16 protein-coding genes are annotated in these 15,177 nt (G+C 67.0%); 1 reads left to right on the forward strand and 15 read right to left on the reverse strand.

Features of this window, described 5'->3' with window-relative positions; all coding sequences use genetic code 11:
• Positions 1 to 17 precede the first annotated feature (17 nt).
• From EL272_RS07890 to EL272_RS07955, 14 genes are all read right to left on the reverse strand, one after another.
• The gene (locus EL272_RS07890) at positions 18 to 539 is read right to left on the reverse strand and encodes an adenine phosphoribosyltransferase (RefSeq protein WP_014846667.1); all 522 of its coding nucleotides are present in this window, start codon (positions 537 to 539) and stop codon (positions 18 to 20) included.
• Positions 536 to 1,657, reverse strand: coding sequence for a protein translocase subunit SecF (gene secF, locus EL272_RS07895; RefSeq protein WP_014846668.1), 1,122 nt, complete (start codon positions 1,655 to 1,657; stop codon positions 536 to 538). The genes EL272_RS07890 and secF overlap by 4 nt, the downstream gene beginning before the upstream one ends.
• The gene (gene secD, locus EL272_RS07900) at positions 1,657 to 3,144 is read right to left on the reverse strand and encodes a protein translocase subunit SecD (protein ID WP_411674916.1); all 1,488 of its coding nucleotides are present in this window, start codon (positions 3,142 to 3,144) and stop codon (positions 1,657 to 1,659) included. The genes secF and secD overlap by 1 nt, the downstream gene beginning before the upstream one ends.
• Before the next feature lie 80 nt (positions 3,145 to 3,224).
• On the reverse strand, positions 3,225 to 3,623 hold the full coding sequence (gene yajC / locus EL272_RS07905; protein WP_014846670.1) for a preprotein translocase subunit YajC: 399 nt from the start codon (positions 3,621 to 3,623) through the stop codon (positions 3,225 to 3,227).
• A 51-nt stretch (positions 3,624 to 3,674) separates the two neighbouring features.
• Positions 3,675 to 4,694, reverse strand: coding sequence for a Holliday junction branch migration DNA helicase RuvB (gene ruvB / locus EL272_RS07910; protein ID WP_014846671.1), 1,020 nt, complete (start codon positions 4,692 to 4,694; stop codon positions 3,675 to 3,677).
• Positions 4,695 to 4,703: 9 nt separating this feature from the next.
• Entirely contained in the window at positions 4,704 to 5,315 is a 612-nt protein-coding gene (ruvA, locus tag EL272_RS07915) for a Holliday junction branch migration protein RuvA (protein ID WP_014846672.1), read from the reverse strand.
• The gene (gene ruvC, locus EL272_RS07920) at positions 5,312 to 5,824 is read right to left on the reverse strand and encodes a crossover junction endodeoxyribonuclease RuvC (protein WP_197720330.1); all 513 of its coding nucleotides are present in this window, start codon (positions 5,822 to 5,824) and stop codon (positions 5,312 to 5,314) included. Before ruvC ends, ruvA begins: the two co-directional genes overlap by 4 nt.
• A gap of 40 nt (positions 5,825 to 5,864) precedes the next feature.
• Positions 5,865 to 6,638, reverse strand: a complete 774-nt coding sequence (locus tag EL272_RS07925; RefSeq protein ID WP_014846674.1) for a YebC/PmpR family DNA-binding transcriptional regulator — start codon at positions 6,636 to 6,638, stop codon at positions 5,865 to 5,867.
• Between the two features lie 47 nt (positions 6,639 to 6,685).
• Positions 6,686 to 7,651, reverse strand: coding sequence for a GNAT family N-acetyltransferase (locus tag EL272_RS07930; protein WP_014846675.1), 966 nt, complete (start codon positions 7,649 to 7,651; stop codon positions 6,686 to 6,688).
• Complete coding sequence (locus EL272_RS07935) at positions 7,644 to 8,384, reverse strand: lysophospholipid acyltransferase family protein (protein ID WP_014846676.1); 741 nt, start codon at positions 8,382 to 8,384, stop codon at positions 7,644 to 7,646. Before EL272_RS07935 ends, EL272_RS07930 begins: the two co-directional genes overlap by 8 nt.
• Entirely contained in the window at positions 8,381 to 9,898 is a 1,518-nt protein-coding gene (locus tag EL272_RS07940; protein ID WP_126409381.1) for a lactate racemase domain-containing protein, read from the reverse strand. The genes EL272_RS07935 and EL272_RS07940 overlap by 4 nt, the downstream gene beginning before the upstream one ends.
• Entirely contained in the window at positions 9,880 to 12,231 is a 2,352-nt protein-coding gene (locus tag EL272_RS07945; protein WP_061786951.1) for an SDR family oxidoreductase, read from the reverse strand. Before EL272_RS07945 ends, EL272_RS07940 begins: the two co-directional genes overlap by 19 nt.
• On the reverse strand, positions 12,228 to 13,019 hold the full coding sequence (gene priA, locus EL272_RS07950) for a bifunctional 1-(5-phosphoribosyl)-5-((5-phosphoribosylamino)methylideneamino)imidazole-4-carboxamide isomerase/phosphoribosylanthranilate isomerase PriA (RefSeq protein ID WP_061786950.1): 792 nt from the start codon (positions 13,017 to 13,019) through the stop codon (positions 12,228 to 12,230). Before priA ends, EL272_RS07945 begins: the two co-directional genes overlap by 4 nt.
• A 27-nt stretch (positions 13,020 to 13,046) precedes the next feature.
• A complete protein-coding gene (locus EL272_RS07955; protein WP_014846680.1) occupies positions 13,047 to 13,643 on the reverse strand; it encodes a pyroglutamyl-peptidase I in 597 nt (198 codons plus the stop codon).
• Between the two features lie 142 nt (positions 13,644 to 13,785).
• On the opposite strand from EL272_RS07955, the gene EL272_RS07960 reads away from it, so the two are divergent.
• Positions 13,786 to 14,571 carry an SIR2 family NAD-dependent protein deacylase gene (locus tag EL272_RS07960; protein WP_014846681.1) on the forward strand — a complete coding sequence of 262 codons (786 nt, stop codon included), beginning with the start codon at positions 13,786 to 13,788 and terminating at the stop codon, positions 14,569 to 14,571.
• On the opposite strand, the gene hisH is transcribed toward EL272_RS07960, so the two are convergent.
• Positions 14,556 to 15,176 (reverse strand): imidazole glycerol phosphate synthase subunit HisH, encoded by a 621-nt coding sequence (gene hisH, locus EL272_RS07965; RefSeq protein ID WP_014846682.1) that lies wholly within the window; start codon positions 15,174 to 15,176, stop codon positions 14,556 to 14,558. The two genes, EL272_RS07960 and hisH, sit on opposite strands and share 16 nt — an antisense overlap.
• Position 15,177 lies beyond the last annotated feature (1 nt).

Below are 15,177 nucleotides of genomic sequence, written 5' to 3' on the forward strand. Positions count from 1 at the left end.
TCAGTCTGCCCACGGCCCTAACTCGTCAGAACCGCCGAACAACTGCTGATCCCTTGGTCAGCGAGCCTTTCCCTGCCGCCGAGGGCTGTGAGCTCTAGGAGCACGCTCACGTGCACAAGTTCCGCGCCGAGCCGTTTCAACAACGCTGCCGTGGCTGCCACGGTGCCGCCGGTGGCGAGCACGTCGTCCACGACGAGCACACGTGCCCCCGTGACGAGGGCATCCGCGTGCATGGTGAGGGTCGCGGTGCCGTATTCGAGGTCGAAGGATTCACTCAGCACGGGACGCGGCAACTTCCCTGGTTTCCGGACCGGCACGAAACCGGCCCCGAGGGCCAGGGCGACGGGGGCGGCGAAGATGAATCCCCGGGCTTCCATCCCGACCACCACGTCAATGGCCTCGGGGGCCGACGCCACGATGGCGTCAACCGCCTGCCGGAAACCCTCGGGAGAGGCAAGAAGCGGGGTGATGTCCTTGAAAACCACCCCGGGTTTGGGCCAGTCCGGAACATCCGCAATCAGGGAGGAAACCAGGTTCATCGCCTCTGACGCTTCCTCTGCTCGCGCGACAAGTTGCTGCGCTGCTTGCGCATCCCCGAGGAGACAACGGCCTCGGAACCCGAGGCGTCCTCCTCATCGTCGCCCGTGTTCTCCCCGGACGGCTTGCGCTCGGCCTTGGCGGCCGCGCGTTCGGCCTTGCGGGCCAACGATGCGCGATGGGCCACCTGGGCGGGTTCCTTTTCCTTCATCTGCACCAGCAGCGGAGTGGCGATGAAGATGGAGGAATAGGCGCCGGCGATCATGCCGATGAACAGCGCCAGGCCGAGATCGGCGAGGGGGCCACTGTGGAGCATGGCGCCGCCGATCAGCAGAGCCGTGACCGGCAGGATCCCGATCAGGGTCGTGTTCAGGGACCGGATCAGCACCTGGTTGATGGCCAGGTTGGCGGCCTCCCCGTAGGTCTTCCTGCTCTCCTTCAGGTTCCTCGTGTTCTCCGACACCCGGTCGAAGACCACCACGGTGTCGTAAAGCGAGTAGCCGAGAATGGTCAAAACGCCGATGACGGTCGCGGGTGTGACGGTGAAACCACTCAGCGCGTAGATGCCGATGGTGACCACCAGGTCGTGCGCCAGGGCTATGACGGCGGCCAAGGACATCTTCCAGTTGCGGAACCAGAAACCGATCAGCACCATCACGAGCGCTATGAACACCCCTAGGGCTATCAGGGCCTGCCGGGAGATCTGTTCACCCCACGAGGCGCCGATCGCCGTGTAGGTGACGTCATCGGGTTTCACGTCTGCCAGTTTGGCGATGGCGGCGCGAACGGAGACGGTTTCCTCGGGGTCGAGGGAGCGCGTCTGGATCCGCACGGCGCTCTCCCCGAGGGAGAAGACCTGGGCCCCCAGGTCCTTGACCTCGAAATCGGCCACCTTGGCGCGCACCTCGTCGACGGTGGTCTCGGTGACCGGCATCGCCACCTGGAAGTCGGTTCCGCCCCGGAAGTCGATGCCAAGCGCCAGACCTTTGAACCCCACGGCCAGGAAACAGGCGGCGAGCACCACGGCCGAGAACGCGTACCAGAATTTCTTGTGGCCGACGAAGTCGTAGGAGATCTGGCCCGTGTAGAAACGGTGGGCGAGCCCGTGTTTGGTGGACATCAGGCCTCCTTGGCGCGGTGGGTGCGGCGGCTGCGGCGGCCCAGCAGGGAGTCCCGGCTGACTCCCATGTGGCTGGCGTCGAGCCCGGAGAACCGGTGCCCCTCACCGAAGAACTTGGTGCGACCCAGCAGCTGCACGAGGGGTTTGGTGAAGAAGAAACAGACCGCCAGGTCGAGCAGGGTGGTCAGGCCGAGGGAGAAGGCGAAACCCTTCACGCCGCCGACCGCGAGGATGAACAAGACGATGGCGGAAAGAATCGAGACCATGTCCGCAACCAGGATCGTGGGTCTGGCCTTGACCCAGCCCGTGGTGAGGGCGGATCTGAGACTCCGCCCGTCGCGTATCTCGTCACGGATGCGTTCGAAGTAGATTACGAAGGAGTCTGCCGTCACGCCGATCGCCACGATCGCCCCGGCGATGGCCGGGAGGTTCAGCGTGAAGCCCATCGCCTCGCCGAGGACCACCATGGACGCGTAGGTCGCGAGCGCGGCCACACCGAGGGATCCGATCACCACGAGCCCCAGCCCGCGGTAGTAGGCGAGGCAGTACAGGATCACGAGCGCGAGGCCGATACCGCCGGCGATCAGGCCGACGCGGAGCTGTTCGCCGCCGAGTGTGGGGGACACCGTCTCCACCTGGGAGGGCTCGAAATTGAGGGGCAGCGCACCGAATTTCAGGATGTTGGCGAGTTCGGCCGCGGACTCGGCGGTGAAACTGCCGGTGATCTGGGCCTGGCCGTTGGTGATTGCGGTCTGGACCCGCGGAGCGGACTGCACCACACCGTCGAGCACCACCGCGAACTGGTTGGCGGGCGCCTGTTTGGAGACCATGGCCGTGGTCATCTGGCTGAACGTGTTGGTGCCCGCCTCGTCGAACTCGAGGGTGACCACGTGGGAAACCTGCCCCTGCGGAACCCCGGAACTGGCCCTGACGACACGCTCACCGATGATGGCCGCGGGCCCGAGAAGGTACTTCATCTGGCCCGTCGGGTCGCAACCCATAGTGGCTCTGTCCAGACGGGCCTCGATCTTGTCTTTGCACTTGAAATTGTTGAACGCCTGGGTGTCCTGCTCCGTGGCTTCGTACTTCAGTACCTCTTCGACGCTCAGGAGGCTCCCGGTCTCGCCCGGTTCCGGGGTTGGGGTGGGCAGGCCCGGAAGGTCGGGATCGTTGTTCTGCTGCCCCACCTGGCCGGTGCGGAGCACAGGACGGAAGGTCAACTGGGCGGTGCTGCCGATCAACTTCACCATGTCGTCGCGCTGGACGTTGGGGGCGGAGACGACGATGTGCCTGTCACCCGAGGTGGTCACCGAGGCCTCGCCGATTCCCAGCCCGTCGACACGTTTCTGGATGATGTTCCTGGCCAGTTCGAGCGAGTCCTTCTCGACCGTCGAGTTCGTCGCGGTCAGAGTGATGGTCATGCCGCCCTGCAGGTCGAGGCCGAGTTTCGGGGACCAGGTGCCGGCGGATGCCATGATCCCGAACATCGCGCCGATGGCGAGCAGGAAGACGATCAGTGTCAAACCGGGTCGGGGTTTACGGGATGCCGTTGCCATACGGGCTCGATTCAGTTTTTCTCGGAAACGGGCTCTTCGGTCGCGGAGGTGTCCTCCGGCTCGGGGGCGTCAACACCGTCCACGCTCTCCTCGCTCTCCTCGCCCTCGGGGGTTTCCTCCGCCTCGTCGGTGAATTCGAACTCCTCCTCATCGTTCTTGGTGACGCGTGCAATGGCCTGTTTGAGAATGGTTACCTCGACACCGGGAGCCAGCTCCACAATCGCCTGCGTGTCGGCGATGTGGGAGATGGTGGCGAAAATACCGGAGTTGAGGATGACGCGGGCTCCGGGCAGCAGCGCGTCAATCTGGGACTGGTGCTCACGCATGCGCTTCTGCTGGGGCCGGATCATCAAGAAATATGCGGCGCCCACGAAGACGACGAGCATCAAAAGCAGATCGAGACCTGGCATCTGTTCATTCCTAACGAGGCGGTTGGCGGGTTTGCCGTGGGCCAGAATAGCTCACTCGAACAGCGAAGGCTCACCGACCGGAGGACGCAGACCGAGATGCCGCCAGCCGGCTGCGGTGGCGATCCTACCGCGCGGAGTGCGCATCATCAGGCCCTCACGGATCAGGAAGGGTTCCGCCACCTCGGAGACGGTCTCGGTTTCCTCCCCCACGCTGAGCGCCAGGGTGGACAGGCCGACGGGCCCCCCGTTGAACAGGGTGCACAGGTTGCGCAGCACCCCCCTGTCGAGCCGGTCCAGGCCGCGTTCGTCGACCTCGTAGAGCTCCAGGGCGGCCCGGGCGTGTTCGAGTTCCACCTCCCGGTGTCCCCCCACTTGGGCGTAGTCACGGACCCGGCGCAGCAGCCGGTTCGCGATCCGAGGGGTGCCACGCGAGCGGCCCGCGATCTCCTTGGCGGCCACCTCCTTCAGCCGCACCCCCAGTTTCACGGCCGACGCCGCGACGATGCCTGCCAGATCTGCGGCATCGTAGAACTCCAGCTGTGCGGTGAAACCGAACCGGTCCCGCAACGGCCCCGGCAGCAGGCCCGCCCGGGTGGTGGCCCCGACCAGGGTGAAGGCCGGCAGGTCTATCGGGATGGCGGTCGCTCCCGGCCCCTTGCCGACCACCACATCGACTCGGAAGTCCTCCATCGCCAGGTAGAGCATCTCCTCGGCGGGACGGGCGAGTCGGTGGATCTCGTCGAGGAACAGCACGTCGCCCTCGTCGAGGCCCGAGAGTATCGCTGCCAGGTCACCCGCGTGCTGGATCGCGGGACCCGACGAGATGCGCAGATTCACACCGAGTTCGGCCGCGATGATCATCGCCAAAGTAGTTTTCCCCAGCCCCGGCGGACCGGACAGGAGCACGTGATCCGGGCTGCTACCCCGATGCCTCGCCGCCTCGAGGACAAGACCGAGTTGATCACGAACCCGGGGCTGCCCCTCGAACTCATTCAAGCGCTTTGGACGCAGCGCCGCCTCGAAGTCCTTCTCCTCGGAGCGGCCGACAGGATCCACCTCAGAGAAATCCACGATCCCTCCTCAGCGTTTCGCCAGCGTTCCGAGGGCTGCCCGCATCAATTGGGCGACGCCGGCGCCCCCGGCGGCCAGATCCGCGACTGCGTCGCACGCGACCCCGGCCTCCTTGGCGGACCAGCCGAGCCCTTGGAGACCCTCCATGACCTGCTCCCGCCACAACTCGTTCGCCGCCCCTGCGCTCACGGCCTCCACCGGTTCCGCATCGCCCAGGGCCAGCAGCCCCGCCTTGTCCTTGAGTTCCAGCACCAGTTTCTGGGCGCTCTTGTTGCCGATCCCGGGCACCCGGCACAGAGCACGCAGGTCCTCCGCGAGGATGGCTCGTCTCAGATCACTCGGGGACAGCACGGAACAAATGGCCAGGGCGACTTTCGGGCCGACTCCTGAAGCGCTTTGCACCAACTCGAAGGCCTCGCGCTCGGCATCGCTGCCGAACCCGAACAGCGTCAACGATTCCTCACGCACGACGAGAGAGGTGTGGATGGTTCTCGTCTCCCCCGGACGCAGCGCAGCGGCGGTTGCGGGGGTGCAGTGTCCGCGGAAACCCACCCCCCCGACATCGATCACGAACCATGCGGCCCCTGCGGCCGTCACAGTGCCCGTCAGCTGGGAGATCATCGTTTTCCTCTCGCGGCTGCGACCAGCGCCGCATATCGATTGGTGTGGCCGCCCCGCCAGGCGTGACAGACGGCCAAGGCCAGGGCATCGGCCGCGTCCGCCGGTCTGGGGGGCACGTCGAGCCTCAGGATCGTGGTGACCATGGAGGTCACCTGGGGCTTGTCGGCCCGCCCCGAACCGGTGACGGCGGCCTTGACCTCGCTCGGGGTGTGGAACGTGACGGGAAGCCCGTGCCGGGCCGCGACCAGGGCGGCGACCCCGGCGGCCTGTGCCGTGTCGATCACGGATGTCGTGTTGTGCTGGGCGAACACGCGTTCGATGGCGACCACGTCCGGGGTGTGTTCGGTGAACCACCGTTCGAGTCCGGCCTCCACCTGGAGCAGCCGATGGGCCACGTCCAGGTCCGGGCTGGTGCGCACGACCCCGACCGCGACGAAGACGGGGGGCCGCCCCACGGCACCATCCACCACGCCGATACCGCAGCGGGTGAGGCCGGGATCTATCCCCAGAATGCGCTTTTTCTCGAACATCAGTTCGGATTATAGATGATCAATCCTCGGAATCGAGGGCCGCTGCCACCTCCGGCGTGAGGTTCAGGTTGGTGAAGACGTTCTGCACGTCGTCGGAGTCCTCCAGGGCGTCGATGATGCGGAAGATCTTCTGGGCGAGCTCCACGGTGTCGACATCCTGATCGAAGGATGCGACGAACTGCACCTCCGAGGAGTCGTAGTCGAACCCCACCGCCTCGATGGCCTTGCGGACCTCCACGGTGTCACCGGGATCGCAGACCGCCTCCCAGGCCTCGTCCTCGTCATTGACCTCCTCGAGACCCGCCTCCAGAGCGGCCTCGAGCAGGTCGTCCTCCGTGACCTCCCTGCTCTCCTGCTGCTTGGGAACCACGACGACCCCCTTGCGGGCGAACAGACGCTGCACCGAGCCGACATCGGCCATGGTGCCGCCGTTGCGGGTGACCGCGACACGCACGTCCGAGGCGGAGCGGTTCCGGTTGTCGGTCAGGCATTCGATCAGGATCGCGATCCCGGAGGGCCCGTAGGCCTCGTACATGATCGTCTCGTAGTCGGCGCCACCGGATATGGCGCCGGAGCCGCGTTTCACCGCGCGGTCGATGTTGTCGTTCGGAACGCTGGACTTCTTGGCCTTCTGGATGGCGTCGTAGAGCGTCGGGTTGCCGCCCGGATCCCCGCCACCCAGCCGAGCCGCCACTTCCACGTTCTTGATCAGCTTGGCGAACAGCTTGCCGCGTTTGGCGTCAATGACCGCCTTCTTGTGTTTGGTCGTCGCCCATTTGGAGTGTCCGCTCATGCATCCCGCCCTTCGGGTAGAGGTCATTTTGCTTGAGCGAGCTTATCTCAAGCAGCCGGAATGCTCTTTCCCAACAGGGTCACGCTGTCGCGTTCCTCGTATCCCAGCACCCGGTGCAGCCAATCCGCGACGGCGCGGTTGCGGGTGTCCACCCCGATGCCCGCGGCGGGGCAGCCCGAATCGGCCATCGAACGCAGCGACCGGGCCAGCAGGGCCTCGGCCACCCCTTGGTGCCGGTGTGCCCCGGCCACGCCCAGCCGGTCGCACCAGCCCTCCATCACGCCGTCCAGGCCCGCCGCGTCGTCGGTTCCCGACAGGCAGTACCCGACGACCTCATCGCCTTTGATCGCGACCCATGACCAGTCGGCGCGGAAGGTTTCCTCCCCCAGCGACTCCGCCCACGCGTCGTCGTCGATCTGGGCGCTGAAGCACGAGTTGTGCAGCTCCAGAACCTGGTGGCTGCGTTCCGGGGTGAAGTTCTCGAAGACCAGCCCGGGAATGTCGTGCGGCCTGGGCAGGTCGAACAGTTCCCTGTGCATGTCGAAGAAGTAACGCTCCGCCAGAAAGCCTCGTTGCACGAGCAGGTGCCGCAAACAGGTCTGGTCCGCCTCCACGTAGGAACCGAGCCAGATCGGTTCCCCGGGGTGTTGTTCGTCACGCCAGGCGAGTGCCCGTTCCTCCTGCCAGGCCAGCAGTGCACGCCCGATTCCCTGGTATCTGTGGGTCGGGTGAACCCCGCCGAGCAGGAAGAGTTTCGCGGGATGGCTTCCCGGCTCCGGGATGTTCCACCCGAAGGCCGACAGGTTCCCGTAGGAGTCCCAGCCGCCGATGGCATCCCCTGCCGTTATGCTCCGCGCTCCCCCGATCACCCGGTCGGTGGCTGGCAGCACGAGGTCGTCCAGGGCCTCCAGCTGGGCTCTGAGGGAGAGCATCTCATCCCAGTCGTCGGGGGTGAGGAGACGCCACTTGAGATGGTTCTCGATGTAGAACTCCACTGCTCCTCCCTCACCCATTGTTCTTCCAGATGCGCCGGCTCCGGTCGGGACGTGGCGCCGTTTGCTGCCAAAGCCTGCGCCAGCGGGGCATGGCCTCACCACTCGCCATGGGGGCGTGGCTCTGGATCGCCCACCATGAGAGCTCCCCGCTGTGGAACAGCGCCCCGACCGCGCCCTGCACCACGTCGGTGGTTTCCTTGATCGACTGGCCTCGGACATAGACGGGCGAACCGAAACGCACGGAAACCCGGGGCCTGCGCTGCAGGGTGAGTCTCAGCACCTCGTTCAGTTTGAAGGTCCCGACGATCGCCACCGGGATGATGGGAACGTTGTGCTCTGTCGCCAGTTCCGCGGGCAGTGCGGTGAACTCCCCCACCCCACCGTCGACCGGCGAGGGATCCGAGAAGACGACGATGCTGCGCCCTTTCAGCAGCGCGCGGTTGACCCCCCGGTTGGTCGTGTGCAACCTCGCGGGAAGCACGGCCTTCAGGACCTGCCAGTCGAGGACCCCCTGCTCGTTGACGGCGAAGATAACCGGCCCCTCCAGGCCCTGCAGCGAGTCGAGCCCCGCCACCTGGTATTCCAGGCGCCAGGTCAGGGGGTTGAGCAGGTCCGGGGTCTCGCTCAGGTCCGAGCGCGCCAGGCGGTCACGTCGCCGCCCCGTCGGTTCCGGGGCGCCGGCCGGGCGGCGGCGGGCCAGCCCGAATCCCGTCCGGGCGAACCCCAGCATGTCCGAGAACCAGGTGATCACCGTGGCTCCCCGAAGATCCGTCCGGGCCCGTGCAGGTAGGTGGCGTCCCCCCGGTCCCCGGTGATCTGCCGGGCCAGGTCGAGCGCGTCGTCCAAGGTGGTCGCGGCCCGCTGCCCAAGGATGCGGGCGGTTTCCCGGTCGGCCCCAACCCAGATGACGTCGGCCAGACGGGCGGTGTCACGGCGGATCCCGTACCAGGTGTGGAAGACGGCGAGCGGATGCCATGCGTTGTGGTCGCGGTAGAGCTTCAGGTACCAGTCGTCGGCCAGGGCCTGGCGTTCGAACCGCTCGTGGATCTCGGCCGGTTCCCTCGTGACGGGGAGCACCTTGGTGAAGAAGTCAGCGGCCGGGGCGAGAGTCCGGTTCGGAAAGACCCGGCTGAGCGGGTGGAAGGCGATCAGTATCCCGCCATCGCGCAGGAGGGAAGTTCCCGCGTTGCGCAACGCCTGGTGGGAGGCGTTGACGGGCGAACCCACGGGGTCCCCCGGGTCGAGACCACCGCCCCACACCGAGGTCAGGAGGATCCCGGTGCGTGGCGCGGCGACGGCGTTGGCGGCCCGCCACACCTCGGCGGCGCGGGTCGCCACCTGCGCCGGATCGCCGCCGATCACGTCGCAGAGCTCGTAGTCCGCGCTCGGCGCCGCGTAGAGTTTCTGGGTTCCCTGCCGGGGCAGTAGCGCGGTGAACTGGCGAGCGGTGGCGTAGGCGACCTGTTCCGGAAGCCGCCATTCCCACTCACAGTGGTTCAGGAAACTCAGGTGGCGCCCAAGATAAGGCTGCCCGAGCACCGCAATGATGGAGAAGACGGGGATTGCCCTGTGGATCGCCGTGGCAACCCGCCTGCACTCCGATTCGCTGCCACCGAACCCACCGACCCGGTTGATGGTGGCCACATCCGTGGCCCCGGCAGCGAGCAACATCCGCTCCCCGGGACCGTGGCAGACATCCACCAGGACCACCAGATCCGATTCCGCGATCCGAGCTTCCACCTTTACCGGTTCCCCGGTCACGGTGGCCACCGTGACCAGGTCCTCCGAGGTCACGTCGTGGCTGGTGATCCTGCCCTCGGGCAGAAAGGACGTGGCAACCCGGTCTCCGAGGGCCTCGACGATGTCCTGACCGCCCCACCGGGGTCCGAGGCCACCTGCCACCACGATGGCGACGTCATCCACCCGCGCCTTGGCGGCGTGTTCGAGGACGCGTTCGACGATGCTGCGCCTGATGTCGAAACGCATCCCGGGTTGCACCGGGTCGACGTTTCCCACCACGACGGTCAGCTTCATCCCTGGGCGCAGCAACCCTACCAAGGGGGTGCTGTTGACGGGATTGGCAAGCGCCCCCTCCACCAGAGCGACAGGATCCGAGGAGGGCACGGGCTGCGGCGGGTAGACCACGCCGGTTCCGGTGGGAAAACGTTGCAGGCTGACGTTGCTGCCCGCGAGGGTCAGCAGCGGCGGAGTGCGTTCGTCGACTTTCAGGACGAAACCGGGGCGGGTCACGACGGCAGCTTCCATCTGGGCTGCAGCGCGTGGGAGGGCCACTCGATGATCGACCAGCCGGATTCCTTGGCGGCACGCATCAGGCCGATGTCCGGGCTGACCGCGACGGGATTTCCGACGGAGCGCAGCATCGGCAGGTCGACGTGACTGTCCGCGTAGGCGAAGGAGGCCGACAAGTCGATACCGTAAAGGCCCGCGTAATGGGTGAGCCATGCCGCACGGGAGTCCCCCACCATGGGGGGACCGGTCAGGAAACCTGTGCACACCCCGTCCGCATCCGTCGCCAGGTCGGCGGCGACGATGTGGTCAAAGAGCCCCTCGAAGGGCCTGGTCAGGGGACGGATGACGCCGGTGAGGAGGATCGTGGTGTGCCCGGCTTCCCGGTGTTCGCGAATGCGCCGGACCGCATCGGGGGAGGTTCGGTCCAGTACGAACGGGGTCAGCCGCTCATCGACGAAACGTCCCAGCTCGTCCAGCCTGGCGCCTTCGTAGCGGCGGTACACCTGCCGCAGGAACACCCCACGATCCTTGCGTTCGGCCCCCAGGTAGTTGGGCAGCTGAGCGGCGACCCTCATCAACTCCCCCGCACGCTGCGTCAGCGACAGCTCGGGTAGCCTCAGCCACAGGTAGGTCTCGATGACGTTGGTGGTCATCACCGTGCCGTCCAGGTCGAAAGCGGCCAGCACCTTCCCGGGCTCGGCGGCTTTGAGGTCCCGGTAGGTGGCGGAACGGGCCTTTCGGCGCCGCCGGGCGGCCTCGAGGCGACGCACGGGATCCGTGATCGCCGGAGCGTGCACGTCCTCCAGATAGTGGGTCCAGTCGAGGGTTCCCGAGTCGAAACCGAAAGTTTCGCGGTCATCCTCGTGGAGACTGTTGTGCAGCGCCAGGGTGCAGTCGTCGACGAAGTGCAGCTCGGACTGGAGGTATTCGCCGTAGAGGCTCAGGTACCTGTTGAGGAAGTCCAGCTGCTTGGCCGTCTTGTCGAGGGCCTGGGCGGCGGCGCGGGTCTTCTTGCCGCGCGGGGCGAAACTCAGCAGGCGGTTGCCGATCGCAACCCCCTTCTCCGCGAACCAGAGCTTGCGTTCCACCGGTTCCGGTCCGGGGAAGTTCCACGTGGCCAGTTGGTGGGATCCCTGTCCGTCCCGGTACGGGTGGCGGGAGAAGTAGGAGCGGATGTGCTCATAGATGCCGCGGAAGGTCAGGGGATTCCTGGCCCCCGACGAGCAGTGATAGAACTCCGGTTCCCCCACCTTCGGCTGGGTGGCGCAGACCGCGACGATGGTGTTGACCACGTAGTCGCAGGGGATGATGTCGATCACTGCGTCCGGGGAGGCCGGGAACTCGGGCAGTTGCCCCCGCCCGTAAGCCAGGATGATCGGATCGGCCATCTTGAAACCCTCGATCCATCCCGGATGCGGGTATCTCAGCGACGACTCCACGATTGCCGGGCGGACGATGGAGACCTGCATGTCGCGGCACAGGTCCGCGACGACCGCCTCACCCATCGCCTTGGCGAAGGTGTAGACGTCGGTCCAGCCCAGCGAACGGGCCCGTTCCGTGCCCGCGGCCACCAGTTCCTTCTTCACCCAGGCGAGCCGCCGCCGTTCGGTGTCCTCGCTGGTGGTGAGGTATCCGGCGCGGCGGTGCAGTTTCTCGGCCTCCTTGCGCAGCGCCGTCAGCTGCTCGGAGGTGCGGGACCTTGCCTCGACGAGATCGGTCATCGCCAGCGCCGCCCGGGTCTCGGCCTCGTAGTCCACCTCGTGGGGGTGGGCGGCCTCCGGGATCGGTCCCCTGCGGCGCCCCGCCGTGTAGGCCGTCGAGATGTGGACGTAGTGCGGGACGCGCACCAGGTTGCCGTTCTCGTCGGAGCAGGATTCGCGGAATCGTTTCAGCAGCGCCTTGACGCCCAGCACGTTGGTCTTGAACGCCGCGTCGATGGGCGGGTCAAAGGAGACGTCCCCTGCGCAGTGCACCAGCACGTCGATGTCGCGCGGCAGTTCCGGGGCGTCCGGGAGATCGCCCTCGATCACATCGATGCGAGCGGCCATCAGTTCCTCGACGGAACCGGCCTCGTCGACGATGTCCTTGAAGATCTTCTTCTTGAGCAGCGAGGCGACCCGTTGGGTGGCCGACAGGGAACCCTTGCGGCGCACCAGCACCGCGGTGGTCGTGTCCGGGCATTCGGTGAGGAATTTCCAGAGCATCTGCTCACCGATGAAACCGGTGACGCCCGTCATGGCGATCTTCTTACCCGCGAGCAGTTCGGCGATCCGCCCGGTCAGCAGCGGCGGGGTGTGCAGGCGGGTCGATTCCGAGGCTCCGAAGCTGGTGCGTGGCGCGGGGCTCATGCCGCCTCTCCGATCTGCTGCGGGCCGGCGACCTCGATGGCCTCGGCCAGGGTGAACCTGCCAAGGTAGAGGGCTGTGCCGATGATGGCCCCTTCCACGCCGTCGCGGGTGAGCTCCCGCAGGGCGCGCAGGTCATCCAGGGTGGAGATGCCACCGGATGCGATCACAGCGGCATCGGTGCGGGCGCAGATATCGCCCAACAGGTCGAGGTTCGGGCCGGTGAGCATGCCGTCGGAGTTGACGTCGGTGACGACGAAACGCCGGCACCCGGCCACTGCCAGCCGGTTGAGTGTCTCGGCCCACGGCCCCCCCTCGGTGGTCCAGCCCCGGGCAGCGAGCCTTTCACCGCGCACGTCTAGGCCGATGGCTATGCGGTCACCATGGGTTTCGATGATTCGTTCGCACCACTGGGGCCGTTCCAGCGCGGCGGTACCGATGTTGACCCTGCGGCATCCGGTGCCGAGGGCCCGCTCCAGGGACGCATCGTCCCGGATTCCCCCGGAGAGTTCGACGTCCACGTCCAACCTGCCGATGATCCCGGCGAGCAGGTCGGCGTTGGAGCCGCGCCCGAAGGCGGCGTCGAGATCGACCAGATGGATCCAGGACGCCCCCTCCTCCTGCCATCTGAGGGCCGCGGACAGCGGATCCCCGAACTCCTTCTGGGTGCCCGCGACGCCTTGGACGAGTTGGACGGCCTGGCCGTCCTGGACGTCCACGGCGGGCAACAACTGCAATGCTTCCACGACGCGAACCCTACCGTGAAGCCGGCTTGCGGGACAGAGAACCATCAGCAGGGGTTAAAAGCGTAGAAGGCCCTAGCCGAGCTCCCCGTCCGCGAAGTGAATCTCGGGAACGTCGAGATGTCCCAGGGCCGCCCTGAGGCCCCGTTCCTGGGAGTCGAGGTCGAGGACATCCTCCGGGGGGACGTGGATGAAACCGCATCGCGGCCTGGGCTCCTGAGGCAGGGCGGCGGCCTCGTGCAGCATCAGGTAGAGCAGTGCGTTGCAGGCGTAGCTTCCGGCGCTGAGGGACAGTTCCCCAGGTACCCCGCTGGCCTGTACGGCACGCAACATGGCCTTCACGGGCAGGGTGACGAACCGGGCGGCGGGGCCGCCGGGAACCACGGGCAGGTCCACGGGACGCTCCCCGGCGTTGTCCGGGATGCGGGCGTCGATCAGGTTGACGGCCACCCGTTCCAAGGTCAGTCCCGTTGCACGGCCCGACAGCCCCAGGCACACCACGTGGGTGGGGTTATGCTCCGCCAACAGTTCCGGAACCAGTTGCCGCAGCGCCCCGAACTCCACCGGCAGCACCGCGGTCGCCGTCTCGGCCCCGAGCCTGGCGGTCAGCTCCGCGGATGGATTGCGATCGGAGCCGCCGAAGGGTTCGAATCCGGTCACCAGGGTCTTCACCGGCTCAGGATATTCCCGCCCCGGGGTGGGGTGGTTAACCGGGCGCCGGCCGCGGGCCGGTCCTGCACCCCTGTTCTTTTCGGCAGTCCCCATTTCCGCCCATGAGGTCCATGCGTCGTGGGGTCTGTGCAAGAGTGGGGACATGAACCACCAGAAACTGGAACCGCTTCCCCCCGAGTTGCTGGAACGGGCACGCTCCGCCCGCAGGGTCCTGGTGTTAACCGGTGCGGGCATGTCGGCGGAGTCGGGGGTTCCCACCTTCCGTGACGAGTCGGCCGGGTTGTGGGCCCGTTACTCCCCCGAGGCGATGGCCACCGAGGAGGGCTGGCGTGCCGATCCCGAGCTGGTGTGGGCCTGGTACCTGTGGCGCATCGGGATCGTGAACTCCACCTCCCCGAACGCGGGGCACGAGGCACTGGCCCGCTGGGCGGGTTTGATCGGCGAAGGGCTTTCGCTGCAGCGCTTGGACATCGTCACCCAGAACATCGACGACCTCCACGAGCGGGCGGGGTCGGTGGTGCTCGCTCACCTGCACGGCAGGCTCGACCGTTTCCACTGCATTGATTGCGGTCTTCCCGGCCAGCCGGACCTGTCAATGGCCTCCAGGGAACCGGTCCTGCGCGTTACGCCCTCCCCGTGCGATTCCTGCGGGAGCGACCTCAGACCGAGCATCGTGTTCTTCGGCGAGCCCCTGGATGGAACCGACATCGACGCGTCCGTGGAGGCCGCCCAGCAAGCCGACCTGACCCTGGTGGTGGGGACCTCCTCGATCGTCTACCCGGCAGCGGCCCTGCCCGGGCTGGCGGCGCGTGCCGGGTCGTTCGTGGTGGAGGTCAACCCGGATCCCACCAGCCTGGACTGCGACCTGCACTGGTGCACCACCGCGGCCATCGGGTTGCCTCAACTGGTGGATCAGCTGGCGTCCTGAGGGTTCCGGGGATCCAGCCAGTTGCGCAGCAGCCGGGCGCCGGCCTCCCCGGATTTCTCGGGATGGAACTGGGTGGAGCAGACGTTCCCGCGCTCCACGGCGGCCACGAAGGGAACCTCGTGGGTGGCGGTGGTCACCAGGGTGCCGTCGGTTCCCGGCATCCGGGTCGCCGCGTAGCTGTGGACGAAGTAGAACCGCTCGTTCTCGACGCCTGCGAACAGGCGACTGCCCGGGGGAACATCGACGCGGTTCCAGCCCATGTGCGGGAGCCGGCGGGCCGCCAGTGGCCGCACGGTTCCCGGCCAGAGACCGAGACCCGCGGTGCAGATGCCGTGTTCGGTGCCCTCCTCGAAGAGGATCTGATGCCCCACGCAGATGCCCAGCAGTGGTTTCCCGGTGGGCAGCCAATCCGCCAGGAGTTCCACTCCCCCGGCAGCCCGCAGCCCCGCCATGCAGGCAGCGTAGGCCCCGACGCCGGGCACCACCAGCGCATCGCATCCCTTCAGTTCCCGGATGTCCCCGGTCAGCACGACCCTGCCCCCGGCCGCCGCCAACGCCCGTGCTGCGGAGTGCAGGTTGCCCGAGCCGTAGTCGAACAACCCCACC

The organism is Arachnia propionica (genome assembly GCF_900637725.1).
Taxonomy (GTDB): Bacteria; Actinomycetota; Actinomycetes; order Propionibacteriales; family Propionibacteriaceae; genus Arachnia; species Arachnia propionica.

Bases quoted from the DNA above. Each gene is read 5' to 3' on its own strand.
- secD (WP_411674916.1), bottom strand. From the start codon at position 3,144: ATGTTCGGGATCATGGCATCCGCCGGCACCTGGTCCCCGAAACTCGGC.
- priA (WP_061786950.1), bottom strand. From the start codon at position 13,019: ATGGTTCTCTGTCCCGCAAGCCGGCTTCACGGTAGGGTTCGCGTCGTG.
- EL272_RS07890 (WP_014846667.1), bottom strand. From the start codon at position 539: ATGAACCTGGTTTCCTCCCTGATTGCGGATGTTCCGGACTGGCCCAAA.
- yajC (WP_014846670.1), bottom strand. From the start codon at position 3,623: ATGCCAGGTCTCGATCTGCTTTTGATGCTCGTCGTCTTCGTGGGCGCC.
- EL272_RS07945 (WP_061786951.1), bottom strand. From the start codon at position 12,231: ATGAGCCCCGCGCCACGCACCAGCTTCGGAGCCTCGGAATCGACCCGC.
- EL272_RS07925 (WP_014846674.1), bottom strand. From the start codon at position 6,638: ATGAGCGGACACTCCAAATGGGCGACGACCAAACACAAGAAGGCGGTC.
- EL272_RS07960 (WP_014846681.1), top strand. From the start codon at position 13,786: ATGAACCACCAGAAACTGGAACCGCTTCCCCCCGAGTTGCTGGAACGG.
- ruvA (WP_014846672.1), bottom strand. From the start codon at position 5,315: ATGATCTCCCAGCTGACGGGCACTGTGACGGCCGCAGGGGCCGCATGG.
- secF (WP_014846668.1), bottom strand. From the start codon at position 1,657: ATGTCCACCAAACACGGGCTCGCCCACCGTTTCTACACGGGCCAGATC.
- EL272_RS07940 (WP_126409381.1), bottom strand. From the start codon at position 9,898: ATGGAAGCTGCCGTCGTGACCCGCCCCGGTTTCGTCCTGAAAGTCGAC.
- EL272_RS07930 (WP_014846675.1), bottom strand. From the start codon at position 7,651: ATGGGTGAGGGAGGAGCAGTGGAGTTCTACATCGAGAACCATCTCAAG.